Origin of the sequence: Burkholderia sp. SIMBA_051 (genome assembly GCF_046534915.1) — a bacterium.
GTDB classification, from domain to species: Bacteria; Pseudomonadota; Gammaproteobacteria; order Burkholderiales; family Burkholderiaceae; genus Burkholderia; species Burkholderia ambifaria.
This window is the reverse complement of sequence record NZ_JAWRXS010000014.1, coordinates 67,317-83,897: the sequence shown is the minus strand read 5'-3', so window position 1 is coordinate 83,897 and position 16,581 is coordinate 67,317. Positions and strand designations below refer to the sequence as shown.

Sequence of the window (16,581 nt, the reverse complement as noted above, 5' to 3'; positions counted from 1 at the left end):
CGGCACGAGACTTGCGTGATGGACGCGGTCCCGGGCAGGTGAGGAGAACACGATGGAGCAACGAGTGGAGTGCATGGCCGAACCGACGGCCGAGGACACGCGGTGCAGCGCGCAGGGTGACGATGCGCTGGCCGGCCAGGCCGTGGTCAGCGTCGCGCACGACGCCGACGAGCAGGCGCGCAACCTGATCGGCTGGCGGCAGACCTACGACCAGCTCGCGGCCGGCCGCTTCGTCGGCACGCTGACCGAGCTGCCGCTCGACACAATGAAGCTGTTTCGCGAATCGACCAGCCACCTGCTGCGCCAGGCGTGCGAGGTGCGCGGCGACGCGTACTGGTTCGGCATCCCGCTGGTGAGCGACGGCAGCGCGCGCGTCGATGCATGCCGCATCGGCCCCGGCGCGCTCGCGTTCCGGCCCGGCAACGTCGAATTCGAATTGCTGACGCCCGCGCAGTTTTCGATCTACGGCGTCGTCGTGCGCGGCGACGTGTTGCGCCGTTACGCGGAGGAGGTTGAACACCGCGCGCTCGACGAGCGGCTGTTCACGCAGCACGTGATTCAGGTTGGCGACACGCGGCTCGCGCGCCTGTGCGCGCTGCTCGGCCGCCGGCTCGACGGCGCGGCGGCCGTCGGCGGGCCGCTGCCCGACGCGCAGCGCGACGAGCTGCAGGCCGAGGTGCTGGGCGCGCTGTTCGACGCGTGCGCGCAACCGGCGGACGACGGCGCGGGCGGCGCGCCGTCGACCCGGCGCTGGATCGTCGAGCAGGCGCGCGAGTACGTGCTGGCGCACCGTACGCGCCCGGTCGGCGTGCCCGAGCTGTGCGAGCAGTTGCACGTGAGCCGGCGCACGCTGCAGTACTGCTTCCAGGACGTGCTCGGCATGGCGCCCGCGACCTACCTGCGCACGCTGCGGCTGAACGGCGCGCGGCGTGACCTGTGCGGGCGGGCGGCCGGCTCTGTGCAGGACGTCGCGGAGGCGTGGGGCTTCTGGCACCTGAGCCAGTTCGCGACCGATTACCGGCGGCTGTTCGGCAAGCGGCCGTCGGAGACGCTGCGCGATCGCGACGTGATGGTCGCGGCCGGGTGAGCCGGGTGAGCGTGGCAGCAGCGCGTGCAGGCCGCTGAAGGTTCGATCTTTCGGGGCGACTTCCGTTTTTCTATTCGGCCGCGGCGCCCGCAGCGGCCGCTTCGCGCGGCGCCGGCCACGGCAGTGCATCCCAGTCGATCGCGCGGTAAGCGGCTTCGACCGCCGTCAGATCCTCCGGCCGCTCGCTGCGATGCAGCCCGCGCAATTCGGCCGGCACGTCGAGCTCGACCGGCACGCAGTGCGGATAGTCGCGCACGCGCAGCGCCGGCCCGATCGTCGTGAAACAACCGAGCGTCGGCACGTCGAAGCCGTCGGCGACATGCAGCGCGGCCGTGTCGGGCGCGAACAGCACGCTCGCACCCTTGACCCAGGCAATGAAGTGCGCGGTGTCGGGCGCGTCGCGGCTCACGTCGACGTAGGCGGGATGCTCGACCGGGCCGAACCCGACCACCGGCAGCCCATAACGCTGCACGAGCCGCTCCACGAATGCCGCGCGTAGCGCGGGCGGCACGCTGCGCACCGCGGTGCTCGCCGTCGGGCAAAACAGTACGTACGGCCGCTGCCATTCGGCCGGCAGCGCGGGCAGCCGCAGCCGCGCGAGCCAGCGATTGCGCTTCGCGGCGGCCGGCACCGTGGCCGGATCCACCCCGAGCGCGTCGAGGAAGAAATCGATCATCGGCTGCTGTGCGAACGCGGGCCAGTACAGGTGATTGCCGAGATCGATGCACGGCGCGTGCGCGGGCAGCGCGTCGATGGGGTACGGCAGCGCACGTGACGGTGCGACGACGTCGGCCGCGAGCGCATACAGCGCTTCGACGTAGCGCGGTGCGCGGGCCGGCCGGTACAGCGTGAAGCGCACGCCCGGATGCATCGCGCGCAGCGCGGCGAGCGCGGTCAGCCCGATCACCGAGTCGCCGAGTGCGACACCCATCCCGTTGATCACGTGCACGTCCGACGCACGGCCGTAATCGCGCCGGAACGGCCGATGAACGGCATGCAGCAGGCCGAGCGCCGCCGCGGCCGGCACGCAGCCTTCCGCGCGATCGCTGCCGTGCTCGATGTCGTACGGCGCGACGAGCGTGCCGTCGGGCGCGAGCAGCGTGCCGGGGAGGACGAGTGCGTCGTCGTGCGACAACGCGAGACTGGCCGGTGCGGCGTGCATGCCCATGGTCATGCGCCGCGCGCCCGGCGGCCCTGCTCGCGGATCTGCTCGAGCGTCGCGGCCGGCGTGCTGGCGTCCTGCGGAATGCGGATCTCGATCAGCGCCGGCAGCCCGCAGGTCAGCGCGCGCTCCAGTGCCGGCGCGAAGTCGGCGGTGCGCTCCACCGTCTCGCCATGCGCGCCGAACGCGCGCGCATACGCGGCGAAATCGGGGTTCGTGAGCCCCGTGCCGTGCACGCGCCCCGGATAGTTGCGCTCCTGATGCATGCGGATCGTACCGAAATGCCCGTTGTTGACGACGATCGCGACGATGTTCAGCCCGTACTGCATCGCGGTTGCGAGTTCGTTGCCGGCCATCATGAAGCAGCCGTCGCCGGCGAGCGCGACGACGGCCCGCTCCGGATAGAGCGACTTGGCCGCGAGCGCGGCGGGCAGCCCGTAACCCATCGCGCCGCTGGTCGGCGCGAGCTGCGAGCGGAAGTGCCGGTACGCGAAGTGGCGATGCAGCCAGATCGCGTAGTTGCCGGCGCCGTTGGTCAGGATCGCGTCGTGCGGCAGGCGCTCGCGCAGCTGCACCATCACGTCGCCGAGCTGGACATCGCCGGGCATCGGCAGCGGCGCATGCCATTCGCGGTACGCGCGGTGCGCGTCGGCGGCCGTGCCGGCCCACACGGGGTGCGCCGGCGGTTCGAGCGCGGCGAGCGGCGCCGCGATCTCCGGCATCCCCGACACGATCGGCAGGTCGGCCGCATACACGCGGCCGAGCTCGTCCGCGCCCTGGTGCACGTGGATCAGCGTCTGGCGCGTCTTCGGGATGTCGAGCAGCGTGTAGCCGCCCGTCGTCGCTTCGCCGAGGCGTGGGCCGAGCACCAGCAGCAGGTCGGCGTCGCGAATCCGCTTGCCGAGCGCGGGATTGATCCCGAGGCCGACGTCGCCCGCATAGTTCGGGTGCGCGTTGTCGAAGGTGTCCTGGAAGCGGAACGCGCACGCGACCGGCAACTGCCAGCGCTCGACGAAGGTGCGCAGGTCCGCGCATGCGTCGGGCGTCCAGCCGCTGCCGCCGACGATCGCGAACGGCCGTTCCGCGCGCGCGAGCCGTTCGCGCAGCTCGTCGAGCTGCGCGGCCGACGGCGACGCCGCGACGCGTTTCGCGGCCGGCAAGACCGGCTGCGACACGCACGCTTCGGACAGCACGTCCTCCGGCAGCGCGAGCACGACGGGGCCCGGGCGACCGGCGGTCGCGACGTGGAACGCATGGCTCAGGTATTCGGGAATGCGGCGCGGGTCGTCGATCTGCGCGACCCATTTCGCCATCTGGCCGAACATCCGCCGGTAGTCGATTTCCTGGAACGCTTCGCGGTCGAGGTGCTCGCGCGCGCACTGGCCGACGAACAGGATCATCGGCGTCGAATCCTGGAACGCGGTGTGCACGCCGATCGACGCATGGGTCGCGCCGGGCCCGCGCGTCACGAACGCGATGCCGGGGCGGCCGGTCAGCTTGCCGACCGCCTCCGCCATGTTCGCGGCGGCCGCCTCGTGGCGGCAGACGACCGTCTGGATGCGCGCGGTGTGATCCGCGAGCGCATCGAGTACGGCGAGGAAGCTCTCGCCCGGCACGCAGAACGCGCGTTCGACGTGATTGGCGAGCAACGCATCGACGAGCAGTCGCGCGCCGGTGGTGACGCTCTGCTCGAGATCCTTGGAATGCGACATGGGCTGCCGTCTCCTTGGTAGCGGGACGTACAGCTTACGCCGGTTGGCGGGCCGCTGAAAAGTGTCGGATCCCCGGCGACTTCGGAACGGGCGTCGGGGTTTCGGCTGGCCGAACGGCCGGCTTGTGCCTATGCGCTCGGCGGTGAAAAGTAAGCGCTATGGATGTTGGGTCGGAATTTGTGCCGACTCGGAAATGGCGTATCCCAATCAACAATAAAGTGGGAGGCCGCTCAATAGTAAAATTCAAGGAAGGGATGGATAAACCGCATCGAGGATCGCCATGGCAACCGAAACGATCGATCAAAAGACGCTGATGGAGCTGGTTGAAGCCGGTGCCGTACGCGCGGCCCGCGTGGTCGGCTGCGGCAACGGCTGGGCGCTCTCGGCCCGGTGCGGCGCGCGCGACCGTTTCCTGTCGGCCAAGCGCGGCGACGTGCGGGTGTTTCGCCGTTTCGAAACACTGGTCGGATTTCTACGCGACATCGGCATCACCCGGTTCGATGTGGATGCGTCGGCATTCGACCCGGATGCGGCCGGCCGGGCGACCCGGCCCGATCGCGCAGCCGCGTTGAAGGCGGCGCACGAGGCAGCGGCCCACGATCGCTGGTTTCGCGAGCAGGTGCAGCAGGCGCTGGACGATCCGCGGGCGCCGATTGCCGACGCCGAGGTCAGCGCCGACTTTGCGTCGCGCCGTGCGGCGCTGCGTGAGCGGCTCACGGGCAGGCGAGGGGACGCTTCTTGACCCTTGCGCTGTACTGGAATCCGAAGGCGTACGAGGATCGCGCCGCGATCATGGACCACATCGGCGAGGACGACCCGCTGGCCGCGCTCGAACTCGACGAACTGCTGGAAGAAAGGGCACGGTCGCTGCCGGCCGATGCCGAGTTGTATCGGCAAGGGCGGGTGGCGGGCACGCGTGAGCTGGTGGTCGCGCCGAACTATGTGCTCGTGTATCGCATCCGCCCAGTCGACCGGATCGTGGAGGTCCTCCGGGTGTTGCATGCGCGACGGCAGTGGCCGTGATGCAATATTCGCCGCCGGCCCGGTCAACGGCGCATGGATCGCGCCAACTGCGGTACGAAGAGGCCGGCATGTCGGCGTTCGCGTAGCAATCGATGCGGGATGAAGGACCATGTACACACATGGATTTACATCGCCCGCTGCATGATATGATGTACATCCACTGTACATCCGAATGTGGGAGATCAACATGCACACCACGAGGGTATTTCGGAACGGCAACTCGCAGGCCGTGCGAATTCCTGCGGACCTTGCCTACGAGCGCAGCGATATCGAACTGGAAATCGAGCGCGTCGGTGACGAAATCCGTATTCGGCCGACGCGGCAGCCGCTGACCCACGTACTCGAGAAATTTGCGAAATTCGGGCCGGATTTCATGGCCGAAGGGCGGGGTGACCAGGAGCAGGCCGACCGCGAGGGTTTGTGATGCCGCGCTATATGCTCGACACCAACATCTGCATCTATTTGATGAAGAATCAGCCGGAGCAGGTCGCGAGGCGGTTCGCGCAGTGTTACACCGGAGACGTCGTGATGTCGGCGATCACCTATGCCGAACTCGAGTACGGCGTTACCGTGTGCGCGAGTCCTGCCCGCGAGCGTCGCCATCTTGCCGCGCTGATCGACGATATTCCGGTTGCGCCGTTCGACGTCGCGGCTGCGCAAGCGTATGGTCCGGTCCGCGAGGCAACCCGCGAGCGAAAGAAGGATCACCTCGACAAATTGATCGCCGCTCATGCGGTGTCGCTCGATGTCGTCCTCGTGACCAACAACGCGCGGGATTTCGTCAGCTACCCGGGGTTGCGGTTGGAGAACTGGCTGAACGATTAGTGTCCGAGGCTACGTTCGACGGTAAGTCGGGGCATCGATCCGCCCCGCATTACCGTCCGACCCCGCATCAACACTCGACGATATTCACCGCCAGGCCGCCGCGCGAGGTTTCCTTGTACTTCGTCTTCATGTCGGCGCCCGTCTCGCGCATCGTCTTGATCACCGAGTCGAGCGACACGTAGTGCGAGCCGTCGCCGCGCAGCGCCATGCGCGCCGCGTTGACGGCCTTCACCGACGCCATCGCGTTGCGCTCGATGCACGGGATTTGCACCATCCCGCCGACCGGGTCGCAGGTGAGGCCGAGGTTGTGCTCCATCCCGATCTCGGCCGCGTTCTCGACCTGGCGCGGCGTGCCGCCGAGCACGGCCGCGAGCGCGCCGGCCGCCATCGAGCATGCGACGCCCACTTCGCCCTGACAGCCCACTTCCGCGCCCGAAATCGACGCGTTGAGCTTGTACAGAATGCCGATCGCCGCGGCCGTCAGCAGAAAGTCGATCACGCCCTGTTCGTTCGCGCCCGGCGTGAAGCGCGTGTAGTAGTGCAGCACGGCCGGAATGATGCCGGCCGCGCCGTTGGTCGGCGCGGTGACGACGCGGCCGCCGGCCGCGTTTTCCTCGTTGACGGCGATCGCATACAGGTTGATCCAGTCGATCATCGACAGCGGATCCTGCAGCGCCTGTTCTGGGTTGCCGGTCAGCGTGCGATACAGCTGCGGCGCGCGGCGCTTGACCTGGAACGGGCCGGGCAGGTTGCCGTCGGCATCCGGGTTGCCGATCCCGCAGCCGCGCGACACGCACGACTGCATCACGGCCCAGATCTTCAGCAGCCCGTCGCGCGTCTCTTCCTCGGTGTGCCACGCGCGCTCGTTTTCCCACATCAGCCGCGCGATCGACTTGCCGGTCGCCTCGGTCAGCGCGAGCAGCTCGGCGCCGGTGCGGAACGGGTGCGTCATCTGCTCGGCCGCGCTCAGCACCTTCGTGTTCGGCGCGCCGGCCGTCACGACGAAGCCGCCGCCGACCGACAGGTAGGTGCGCTCGACCAGCACGTCGCCGTTCGCGTCGGACGCGCGCAGCTTCATCCCGTTCGGGTGCTCGGGCAGCGCCTGCCGGTAGAACGCGATGTGCTCCTTCAGGACGAACGGCACCGGATGCGTGCCGAGCAGCGCGAGCTTCTTCGACTTGCGGACGTCGTCGAGCCGCGCGTCGATCGTGTCGGGATCGACGGTGTCGGGCGCGTCGCCGAGCAGGCCGAGCATCACGCCGCGGTCGGTGCCGTGGCCCTTGCCGGTCGCGCCGAGCGACCCGTACAGCTCGACCTTCACGTTGGCCGTCACGTCGAGCAGCCCGTCGCGCTCGAGGCCCTGGACGAACATCAGCGCCGCGCGCATCGGTCCGACCGTATGCGAACTGGACGGGCCGATGCCGATCTTGAAGAGGTCAAACACGCTGACTGCCATTTTGATATCTGCCTTGCTTTGAGAATGATGCTAGCGCGCCTGCAATGGCAGGCACGCGGCCAGCCATGCGGGCGGCATGACGGATAACTGCCGCGCGACACGGGCATAGCGCCCGTCGAGCCGCGCGGCCAGATGAAAGAGTTCGGTGGCGTTTTTCGGGTCCCACTGCCCCGTGTAGCCCGGCAAGCCGGCTTCGCGACGCTTCGCATCGAACGGCACCGGCGAATTCACGAATTCCTCGTGGGTCTTCTCGCCGAGCGCGTACGGCACCAGCCAGTCGAGCGCGGCCGCGAGCGACGCGCCGTTCGCGCCGCGCTCGCGCAGCCAGTTGCGGTTGAAGCGGCGCGCGGCGAGCGCGGCCGTCACCAGCGGCTGCAGGTCGTACACCGCGTAATGCAGCGCATCGCGTTCGTCGAAATCCCAGGTCTTGCCGTCCGGACCGATGTTGTCGGCGAGATGCTCGACGAACAGCCGCTGCGCGGCGTTCATCATCTTGCGATCGCCGAGCGTGAACGCGGACAGCGCGATCAGCTTGATCCGGTGGCTCTGCCAGTTGTTGCGCCACGTGCCGGTGAGCGGGCGCTTCTGCGCGTCGATCTGCGCGACATAGCCGGCGCCCAGCTTCGCGATGAACGCGGCGGTGGCGTTGCGCGTCTTGACGGGCAGCGCGCTCGCCGTCATGTCGTACGCGACGATCAGGCTGTCGAAGCGCGTCTCGTCGATCGGGTTGAAGCTCGGCTGGTAGGTCGACACCCACGCGGACAGGAAGCGGTCGACGAGCTGCAGATAGCGCGGCGCATTCGTCACGCGCCACGCGAGCGCGGCGTCGCGCATCAGCTCCATGTCCTTCAGCGCGTCGGCGCTCTGGTCGTAGATGCCTTCGTGCGGCAGCGTGCCCTCGGTGTGCACGCGCGGCATCGCCTTCGGCTGCTCGCCGATGCGCGCGTCGACGCTGCGGATCAGCGCCTGCACGCCCGGCTCGGCCTGGATCGTCTCGCTCGCCTGCAACGCGGGCGCCGCGCAGAAATTCATCGCCGCGCGCGCGCTACCTGCCGTGCCGAGGCCGACGGTAGCGAACGACAGCGACGCGACGAGCAGCGGCACGAAGCGGCGCGTGCGCGGCCGCTCCTGCGTTGCACCCTGGCCCGGAAACATCGGACGCACCATGCGGAACTCCTTGATTGGCTGGATCGCGTGTGATGTTAGCCGGATTGGCGGGCGAGCGTGAATCGATTGGCCGGGCGGCGAACGCAAAAACCGCACGCAACCGGCGGTTGCGTGCGGTGTGGTCACGATCGGACTCCGGCGCGCGGCAGGCGTTATGCGTAGTCCGACATCGGCACGCACGAGCAGAACAGGTTGCGGTCGCCGTAAGCGTTGTCCGCACGGCCGACCGGCGGCCAGTACTTGTTCGTGCCGAGCGATGCGACCGGGTACGCGGCCTGCTCGCGCGAGTACGCGTGCGGCCACTCGTTCGCGGTGACGACGGCGGCCGTATGCGGCGCATGACGCAGCGGGTTGTCCTCGCGATCGGCGCGGCCTTCCTCGACGGCGCGGATTTCCTCGCGGATCGCGATCATCGCGGCGATGAAGCGGTCGAGTTCTTCCTGCGATTCCGATTCGGTCGGCTCGACCATCAGCGTGCCCGGCACCGGGAAGCTCATCGTCGGCGCGTGGAAGCCGTAGTCCATCAGGCGCTTGGCGACGTCGTCGACGCTGATGCCGCTCGTTTCCTTGAGCGGGCGCAGGTCGAGAATGCACTCGTGCGCGACCAGCCCGCCCGGGCCCGAATACAGCACCGGGTAGTGCGGCGCGAGGCGCTTCGCGATGTAGTTCGCGTTGAGGATCGCGGTCTCGGTGGCGGCGGTCAGGTTCTTCGCGCCCATCATCGCGATGTACATCCACGAGATCGGCAGGATCGACGCCGAGCCGTACGGCGCGGCCGACACCGCGCCGATGCCGTCTTCTTCGCGCGTGTAGCCGGTCGAACGCTGGTTCGGCAGGAATTTCGCGAGGTGCGCGCCGACCGCGACCGGGCCGACGCCCGGGCCGCCACCGCCGTGCGGGATGCAGAAGGTCTTGTGCAGGTTCAGGTGCGACACGTCGCCGCCGAACTGGCCCGGCGCGGTCAGGCCGACCATCGCGTTCATGTTCGCGCCGTCGACGTACACCTGGCCGCCGTGCGCATGGACGATCTCGCAGATCTCGCGCACGTTCTGCTCGAACACGCCGTGCGTCGACGGATACGTGATCATGATCGCCGCGAGGTCGTTCGCGTGCTGCTCGGCCTTCGCCTTGAGATCGGCGATATCGACGTTGCCCTGCGCGTCGCACGCGACGACCACGACCTTCATGCCGGCCATGTGTGCGGAGGCCGGGTTCGTGCCGTGCGCGGAGGCCGGGATCAGGCACACGTCGCGATGCGCGTCGCCGCGCGATGCGTGGTACGCGTGGATGATCAGCAGGCCCGCGTATTCGCCCTGCGAGCCGGCGTTCGGCTGCAGCGACACGGCCGCGTAGCCGGTGGCCGCGACGAGCATCTGCTCGAGCTGGTCGATCATCTCGCGGTAGCCGACGGTCTGCTCGGCCGGCGCGAACGGGTGGATCCTGCCGAACTCGGGCCACGTGACCGGCAGCATTTCCGACGTTGCGTTCAGCTTCATCGTGCACGAGCCGAGCGGGATCATCGAGCGGTCGAGCGCGAGGTCCTTGTCCGACAGGCTGCGCAGGTAGCGCAGCATTTCGGTCTCGGAATGGTGGCGGTTGAACACGTGGTGCGTCAGGTACGCGCTCGTGCGCTCGAGGCCGGCCGGCAGTGCGGCGACGCCGGCGAGGCCCGCGTCCAGCGCGTCGACGGACGGCGCGGTGCCGCCCGCGGCCTGCGCGAACACGGCGAGGAGAGCGGCGAGGTCGTCGCGGGTCGTCGTTTCGTCGATCGACACGCCCACTTGCGTGTCGCTCACGCGGCGCAGGTTGATGCGGCGGGCCTTCGCGAATTCGTGGACCTGCGCGGTGCGCGCGCCGGTGTCGATCGTCAGCGTGTCGAAGAACGTGTCGTTGATGGGCGCGAAGCCGAGCTGCTTCACGCCGGCGGCGAACAGCGCCGCAATGCGGTTCACGCGCAGCGCGATCGTCTTCAGGCCGTGCGGGCCGTGGTAGACCGCGTACATGCTCGCCATGATCGCGAGCAGCGCTTGCGCGGTACACACGTTCGACGTCGCCTTCTCGCGGCGGATGTGCTGTTCGCGCGTCTGCAGCGCGAGGCGCAGCGCGGGCTTGCCCTGTGCGTCGACGGTCACGCCGACGAGGCGGCCCGGCATCTGGCGCTTGAATTCGTCGCGCACCGCGAGATACGCGGCGTGCGGGCCGCCGAAGCCCATCGGCACGCCGAAGCGCTGCGTGTTGCCGATCGCGACGTCCGCGCCCCATTCGCCGGGCGGCGTCAGCACGGTCAGCGCGAGCAGGTCGGCCGCGACGACCACATGGCCGCCGGCCGCGTGGATCGCTTCGGTGAGCGCGCGGTAGTCGCGCACGTCGCCGTTGACGCCCGGATATTGCAGCAGCACGCCGAACGCGTTGGCCTGCGCGGCGTCGGCTGCCGGGCCCGTCTTCACTTCGATGCCGACCGGCAGCGCGCGCGTGCGGATCACTTCGAGCGTCTGCGGCAGCACGTCGTCGGCGACGTAGAACACGTTCGACGCCGGCTTGCCGGTGCGCTGCAGCAGCGTCATCGCTTCGGCCGCGGCGGTGGCTTCATCCAGCAGCGATGCGTTCGAGATCGCGAGGCCCGTGAGGTCGGCGACCATCTGCTGGAAGTTCAGGAGCGCCTCGAGGCGACCCTGGGAAATTTCGGGCTGGTACGGCGTGTAGGCCGTGTACCACGCCGGGTTTTCGAGCACGTTGCGCAGGATCACGGCCGGCGTGTGCGTGTCGTGATAACCCTGGCCGATGTATGAGCGGAACACCTGGTTCTTGTCCGCGAGGGCACGCAGCGCGGCGAGGGCTTCGGCCTCGCTCTTCGGTTGCGCGAACGGGCCGAGCGGCAGCGTTTCGGCGCGGCGGATCGAGGCCGGGATCACGGCGTCGATCAGGGCGGCGCGCGACGCGAAGCCGAGCGTGTCGAGCATGGCCTGCTGGCTGGCGGCATCGGGGCCGATGTGGCGTTCTGCGAACGCATCATGCGTTTCGAGCGCGGCGAGCGAGAGGGGCGTGCGGTTCATCAGACGGTCCGGGTGTTCGAGCTTCATGGCGTGACTCTGGTCCCGCGCGGGCCGGCTGGCCGGCCGCGCGCGGTTCGGGTAAGGAAAATTAGTCGATCAGCTTGCTGTATGCAGCGGCGTCGATCAGCTTGTCGGTCGATGCGCCGTCCGCGAGCTTGATCTTGAAGAGCCATACGGCGTATGCGTCGCTGTTCACTTCTTCCGGCGAGTCGGCGGCTTCTTCGTTGATGGCGATGATCTCGCCGGACACCGGCGAGTAGATGTCGGATGCCGCCTTCACCGATTCGACGACGCCGACTGCGTCGCCTGCGCTCACCGACTTGCCGACTGCCGGCAGCTCGAGGAAGACGATGTCGCCGAGCGTGCTCTGCGCGTGATCGGTGATGCCGACCGTCAGCGTGCCGTCGGCTTCGGTGCGGATCCACTCGTGTTCGTCGGTGTACTTCAGATCGGCCGGGACGTTGCTCATCGGATGCTCCTGGATAAAAGGTATGTTCGTTATGCTGGCGCGCCGCCGGGGCGCGCCGGATGGGGTTGCGCCGGGCGCCATTTCCCGGCTTCCGGGAGGTGGCCCCCCGGTCGTTACGCAGCGAGGACCTTGCCGTTGCGCACGAACGGCAGTTTTACCACGCGCGCGGGAAGTTGCTTGTCTCGAATCTGCACATGTATGGTGTCGCCGACGTGGACGGCCGCTGGCACGCGTGCGAACGCGATCGATTCCTGCATCGACGGCGAGAACGTGCCGCTCGTGATCTCGCCTTCGCCGTGCGGCGTGACGACCTTCTGGTGCGCGCGCAGCACGCCGCCCGCCTTGCCGTTTTCCTTTTGCAGGATCAGCCCGACGAACGCGGCGCGCGTGCCGTCGCGCTCGAGCGCGGCGCGGCCGACGAAGTCGCGCGGCGCCGACAGGTCGACCGTCCATGCGAGGCCCGCGTCGAGCGGGGACACGGTCTCGTCCATGTCCTGGCCGTACAGGTTCATGCCGGCCTCGAGGCGCAGCGTGTCGCGCGCGCCGAGCCCGCACGGGCGTACGCCGTTTTGCTGCAGCGCGGTCCACAGCGCTTCGACGTGCACGGCCGGGACGATCACTTCGAAGCCGTCTTCGCCGGTGTAGCCGGTGCGCGCAACGGTGAGCTCGCCGAACGGCGTGCCGGCGACCCGTGCGGCGTTGAACGGCTTCAGTTCGCTGGTGGCGGCGCGCGCGGCGGGCACCGTCGTCCAGACCTTTTCACGGGCGTTCGGGCCCTGCACGGCGACGATCGCGAAATCGCGGCGCGGCGCGATGGTCAGGCCGTAGCCGCCTTGCTCGTTGAGCTGGTTGAACCACGCGATGTCCTTCTCGGCCGTGCCGGCGTTGACGACGACGCGGAAGAAGTCTTCGGTGAAGTAATAGACGATCAGGTCGTCGATGACGCCGCCCTGCGGATTGAGCAGGCACGAGTACAGCGCCTTGCCGGGGGTCTTGAGCTTGCCGACGTTGTTCGCGATCGCGTGCTCGAAGAATGCGCGCACGCGGCTGCCGGTGAAATCGACGACGCACATGTGCGACACGTCGAACATGCCGGCGTCGGTGCGCACGGCTTCGTGTTCTTCGATCTGCGAGCCGTAGTTGACGGGCATGTCCCAGCCGCCGAAGTCGACCATGCGGGCATTGAGCGCGCGATGCGCGGCGTTGAGCGGGGTGTGATTCAGTGCAGTCATCGAGGCCTCAGGCAAGGCGCTTGCGCGCGGGTCAGAACGGCCATGTGCCGACCGCCGCGGCCGTGTGCCTGCGAGCGAGCCGGTACATGCCCCTCTGTCCTCGATACCTGAGAGATTGCGCTGCGGCCGTGAGCCTGCGAACGCGCGCCCCTTCGGTGGGCAGCTTGCCCGCGCCGCATGGGCGCAATGGGCTACTGCCGCTCTCCAGAGTGCGGGGAGTGCGGCCCGCGCAATGCGCGGACGGGATTCCCCGACGCGGTCGGTCCTTTTGCCTGAGAGTTTGCGGGTGTGCCCCTTCGGCGGCGCGACCGGCGTTCCTAGCTACGCGGTCACACGCTCTCCCGACGCGTGCGGGCGACTGTACGCGAGCGGGTGGGCGTTGTCAATTTGAGCAAAAGAATGTCGCTTCGCGACAAGCGGCGGCGTGGGGCGCCGCCGCTTTTGCCGGCGCGGGCGGGCGCCGGCGTCACTCGCCGATCGCGCGCGCGGCCGTGTCGAGTTCCTGGTTCAGCACGCGCTGCTCGTCGCCGGACAGGCCGCCGTTGTGCTGGGTCGACATGTCGTTCGCTTCCTGGCGGATCACGTCGAGGCGATGGTGCAGCTGCGCGCCGTACGGCGGCGGGTAGTAGCCGCCATTGACGCGCGTGTCGATCCGGCGGTGCAGGTTGTCGATCCGGCCCTGGACCTCCTGCATGCGGTCGTTCGCGATGACCTGCGGGTTCGGCCGCGCGGGAGGCGGCGGCGCCTGCCGGACCGGCCGCTGCGGCTGCACGACACACGCGGCGAGCGAGGAAACCAGGACGCAGCATGCCGCTGCGCGAATCAACCGTTGCATCACATTCTCCTGACGGTTTGGAGTCGGATCGACTTTTTGAGAAACGCGTCAGACCGGCCGACCGCTGACTTTCGTTCCCGCACCATTTGTAACGGAATGTTCGGGGTAGGGCGCCGTGGGGCTGACGGATGGCCGCCGCCGGCGTGCGGGGCGGCGCGCAATGGCGCGGATTGCCGCGAGATGGCGGCTTTGTGGCCGGGGCGGCATCGACCCGGCCGGCGGCCGTCAGACGATGCGGCGCACGAATGGTACCCGACGGCCTTCGTGCTCGCTCTGCGCGGCAAGCTCGATGATCGTCATCACGTCGACCGCGTCCTGCGGCGTGACCGGGAACGGTGCGCCGTCGTGGACCGACGCGGCGAGCGCGCGATAGAACTCCGCATACTGGCCGTCGAGCGTCGGCACCGGCCGCTCGACCTCGACCTCGCCTTCGAGCGTGCGCAGCACGCCGGGCGGGTTGCCGCCGCCGAACTCGACGTGATCGGGCGTGAGGCCTGCCTTCAACTGGTCTTCCTGCGTATCGAGCCCGAACTTCTGATAGCTGCCGCACGTGCCGTGCAGCGTGAAGCGCGCGGGCTCGATCGCCGACAGCGCGCTCGCGTGCAGCGCGACGTCCTTGTCCGGATAGCCGAGCAGCAGGTGCACGAAATCGGGCGCCGTGCCGTTGTCGCGGCGCGTCTTGACCGTCGCGCTGACCGTGTCCGGCAGCCCGAACAGCGCGAGCGCCTGGTCGATCAGGTGCGGGCCGAGGTCGAGCAGCAGGCCGCCGCCGCGTCCGGGCTCCTCGCGCCAGCGCGTGCGCGGGGTCGGCCGGAAACGGTCGAAGTGCGACGCGAAATACGTCAGCCGGCCGAGTTCGCCGGATTCGACGATGCGGCGCACGGTGAGGAAGTCGCCGTCCCAGCGGCGGTTGTGGAACGGCGCGAACAGGCGGCTGCGCGCGTTCGCGAGCCGCGCGAGCGTGAGCGCCTCGTCGGCGGTGAGCGTGACCGGCTTGTCGACGACGACGTGCCGGCCGGCTTCGAGCACCTGGCGCGCGAGCGTGAAGTGGGTGTCGTTCGGCGTGGCGATCACCACGCAGTCGATATCGTCGAGGCCGAGCAGCGTATCGAGATCGGGGACGATGCGCGCGCCCGGATACGCGGCGCGTGCGCGATCGGGCTGCCCCGTCGCGATCGCGGCGACCTCGGTGCGGCCGCTCGCGGCGATCACGGGCGCGTGGAACGTCGCGCCGGCGAAACCGAAACCCATCAAACCAATCCTGAGCAATGACGACATGGCAATCCCTGGCTGCGTACGAAACGAAAGGATGGCGCGCCGTGGCGGCGCGTGGATGACCGGCTATTTTGGCATGGCGCGGCGGCACGCATCGCGGCCGTCGGCAAAACGCGCGGCAGGAGGCGGCGGATGCGCGGACGGTGCCGGCGTTTGGCGCCGCACTGGAAGGGTACTGGCGCGCGGTTGGTCGTGCCGCGGGCGGCATGGGATCGCCGTCGGCAGGCCGTCGGCGTATCGCGCGATCCGGCACGCGCTGCCGCGGCAGGGCGGCGGCGGCATGTGCGGGCCGGCCGGAAGGCCGTCAGCGTATCGCGAGATCCGGCGCGCTGCCGTCGCATGGCGGCGGCGGCATATGGCGGCCGGCCGGAAGGTCGTCAGCGTATCGCGAGATCCGGCGCGCGCTGCCACCGCATGGCGGCCGCATGGGGCGCCGACCGGCAGTCCGTCAGCGTGCCGCGTGACCCGGCGCCCGCTGCCGCGGCAGTGCGTCGGCCACTTGCGCGGCCCACGCGGCGCAGGCCACAGCGCCCGGATGAAAGCCGTCGGCCGCCATCAGGTGGCGTTCGAGCGGCAGCGCGACGCGCAGGAACGTGCAGTTCGGCTGGGTCGCGGCCCAGTCGGCGAGCGCGGCATTGAGCCGCTTCGCGCGCAGCCCGAGATACCACGCGAGCGGCTGCGGCAACGCCGGAAAGCGCTCCATCGGCGGCACCGCCGACAGGATCACGTGCCCGACCTGGAAGCGTGCGGCGAGCAGCCGCACGAGTTCGGCCTGCTGCGCCTGCCAGCGCGCCGGCGGCACGCCGCCCGTCACGTCGTTGACGCCGAGCGAGGTCACGGCCACGTCGAACGGCTCGGCCGGCTCGGTCGCGAGCCAGTCGACGAGCTCGCGCGTCGTCAGCCCGGTGCGCGCGAGCAGCTTCCAGCCGACCCGGTGGGTGGCCGCGAGCGAGCGCGCCAACTGCCCGGACAGCGCGTCGTGTTGCGACGCGACGCCGACACCTGCGGCGGCCGAATCGCCGACCACCAGCACGCGCAGCGGCGGGCCGTCGCCGGCCACACCGTCGCGCGGGCCGGCCGCCTCGGGCAGCCGCGGCGTGACACGGCGCACGTGGCGCCCCTGGAGGAACAGCAGCGGGCCGAGGGCGGCGGTGGCGAACGGGTATCCCATGAAATCGATCCGGTAACGATGCTGGCGGGCCCGGCGCGGGGCGCGCCGACATGCGTCCATTGTGGCCGATTGGCCCGCGGATGGGGCCGGATTGGCCGATCGGACAGGGGACGA

Annotated in this window: 15 protein-coding genes and 2 riboswitches; of the genes, 5 read left to right on the top strand and 10 right to left on the bottom strand. The window is 69.4% G+C overall.

What is annotated here, in order from left to right; translation table 11 throughout:
• Window positions 1–52 precede the first annotated feature (52 nt).
• Entirely contained in the window at window positions 53–1,087 is a 1,035-nt protein-coding gene (locus SB771_RS28730; protein ID WP_175661354.1) for a helix-turn-helix domain-containing protein, read from the top strand.
• Window positions 1,088–1,157: 70 nt separating this feature from the next.
• Here SB771_RS28730 and SB771_RS28725 read toward each other — a convergent pair whose 3' ends face one another.
• Window positions 1,158–2,261 (bottom strand): ADP-heptose--LPS heptosyltransferase, encoded by a 1,104-nt coding sequence (locus tag SB771_RS28725; RefSeq protein ID WP_175661355.1) that lies wholly within the window; start codon window positions 2,259–2,261, stop codon window positions 1,158–1,160.
• On the bottom strand, window positions 2,258–3,961 hold the full coding sequence (locus SB771_RS28720; RefSeq protein ID WP_175661356.1) for a thiamine pyrophosphate-binding protein: 1,704 nt from the start codon (window positions 3,959–3,961) through the stop codon (window positions 2,258–2,260). Before SB771_RS28720 ends, SB771_RS28725 begins: the two co-directional genes overlap by 4 nt.
• A 280-nt stretch (window positions 3,962–4,241) precedes the next feature.
• On the opposite strand from SB771_RS28720, the gene SB771_RS28715 reads away from it, so the two are divergent.
• From SB771_RS28715 to SB771_RS28700, 4 genes are all read left to right on the top strand, one after another.
• On the top strand, window positions 4,242–4,703 hold the full coding sequence (locus SB771_RS28715) for a hypothetical protein (RefSeq protein WP_410721835.1): 462 nt from the start codon (window positions 4,242–4,244) through the stop codon (window positions 4,701–4,703).
• Window positions 4,700–4,984 carry a type II toxin-antitoxin system RelE/ParE family toxin gene (locus SB771_RS28710; RefSeq protein WP_175661358.1) on the top strand — a complete coding sequence of 95 codons (285 nt, stop codon included), beginning with the start codon at window positions 4,700–4,702 and terminating at the stop codon, window positions 4,982–4,984. Before SB771_RS28715 ends, SB771_RS28710 begins: the two co-directional genes overlap by 4 nt.
• Window positions 4,985–5,171: 187 nt before the next feature.
• Window positions 5,172–5,408, top strand: a complete 237-nt coding sequence (vapB, locus tag SB771_RS28705) for a type II toxin-antitoxin system VapB family antitoxin (protein WP_126228768.1) — start codon at window positions 5,172–5,174, stop codon at window positions 5,406–5,408.
• Complete coding sequence (locus tag SB771_RS28700; protein WP_175661359.1) at window positions 5,408–5,809, top strand: type II toxin-antitoxin system VapC family toxin; 402 nt, start codon at window positions 5,408–5,410, stop codon at window positions 5,807–5,809. The genes vapB and SB771_RS28700 overlap by 1 nt, the downstream gene beginning before the upstream one ends.
• Window positions 5,810–5,876: 67 nt before the next feature.
• On the opposite strand, the gene SB771_RS28695 is transcribed toward SB771_RS28700, so the two are convergent.
• The 8 genes from SB771_RS28695 to SB771_RS28660 all read right to left on the bottom strand — a co-directional run bounded on the left by SB771_RS28695 (window position 5,877) and on the right by SB771_RS28660 (window position 16,467).
• The gene (locus tag SB771_RS28695; RefSeq protein ID WP_175661360.1) at window positions 5,877–7,265 is read right to left on the bottom strand and encodes an L-serine ammonia-lyase; all 1,389 of its coding nucleotides are present in this window, start codon (window positions 7,263–7,265) and stop codon (window positions 5,877–5,879) included.
• Window positions 7,266–7,295: 30 nt separating this feature from the next.
• Entirely contained in the window at window positions 7,296–8,432 is a 1,137-nt protein-coding gene (locus SB771_RS28690) for an alginate lyase family protein (RefSeq protein ID WP_138848425.1), read from the bottom strand.
• Window positions 8,433–8,584: 152 nt separating this feature from the next.
• Entirely contained in the window at window positions 8,585–11,512 is a 2,928-nt protein-coding gene (gene gcvP / locus SB771_RS28685) for an aminomethyl-transferring glycine dehydrogenase (protein ID WP_175661361.1), read from the bottom strand.
• Window positions 11,513–11,573: 61 nt separating this feature from the next.
• Entirely contained in the window at window positions 11,574–11,954 is a 381-nt protein-coding gene (gene gcvH, locus SB771_RS28680) for a glycine cleavage system protein GcvH (protein ID WP_041491064.1), read from the bottom strand.
• A gap of 113 nt (window positions 11,955–12,067) precedes the next feature.
• Window positions 12,068–13,186: a glycine cleavage system aminomethyltransferase GcvT gene (gcvT, locus tag SB771_RS28675; RefSeq protein WP_006754102.1), complete on the bottom strand. Its 1,119-nt coding sequence runs from the start codon at window positions 13,184–13,186 to the stop codon at window positions 12,068–12,070.
• A gap of 84 nt (window positions 13,187–13,270) precedes the next feature.
• A riboswitch (glycine riboswitch) is annotated at window positions 13,271–13,404 on the bottom strand.
• Between the two features lie 31 nt (window positions 13,405–13,435).
• Window positions 13,436–13,540: riboswitch (glycine riboswitch) on the bottom strand.
• A 112-nt stretch (window positions 13,541–13,652) separates the two neighbouring features.
• On the bottom strand, window positions 13,653–14,021 hold the full coding sequence (locus tag SB771_RS28670; RefSeq protein WP_175661362.1) for a hypothetical protein: 369 nt from the start codon (window positions 14,019–14,021) through the stop codon (window positions 13,653–13,655).
• Between the two features lie 225 nt (window positions 14,022–14,246).
• Window positions 14,247–15,299, bottom strand: a complete 1,053-nt coding sequence (locus tag SB771_RS28665) for an oxidoreductase (RefSeq protein WP_175661363.1) — start codon at window positions 15,297–15,299, stop codon at window positions 14,247–14,249.
• Window positions 15,300–15,744: 445 nt separating this feature from the next.
• Window positions 15,745–16,467 (bottom strand): SGNH/GDSL hydrolase family protein, encoded by a 723-nt coding sequence (locus SB771_RS28660; RefSeq protein ID WP_175661364.1) that lies wholly within the window; start codon window positions 16,465–16,467, stop codon window positions 15,745–15,747.
• Window positions 16,468–16,581: the final 114 nt, after the last annotated feature.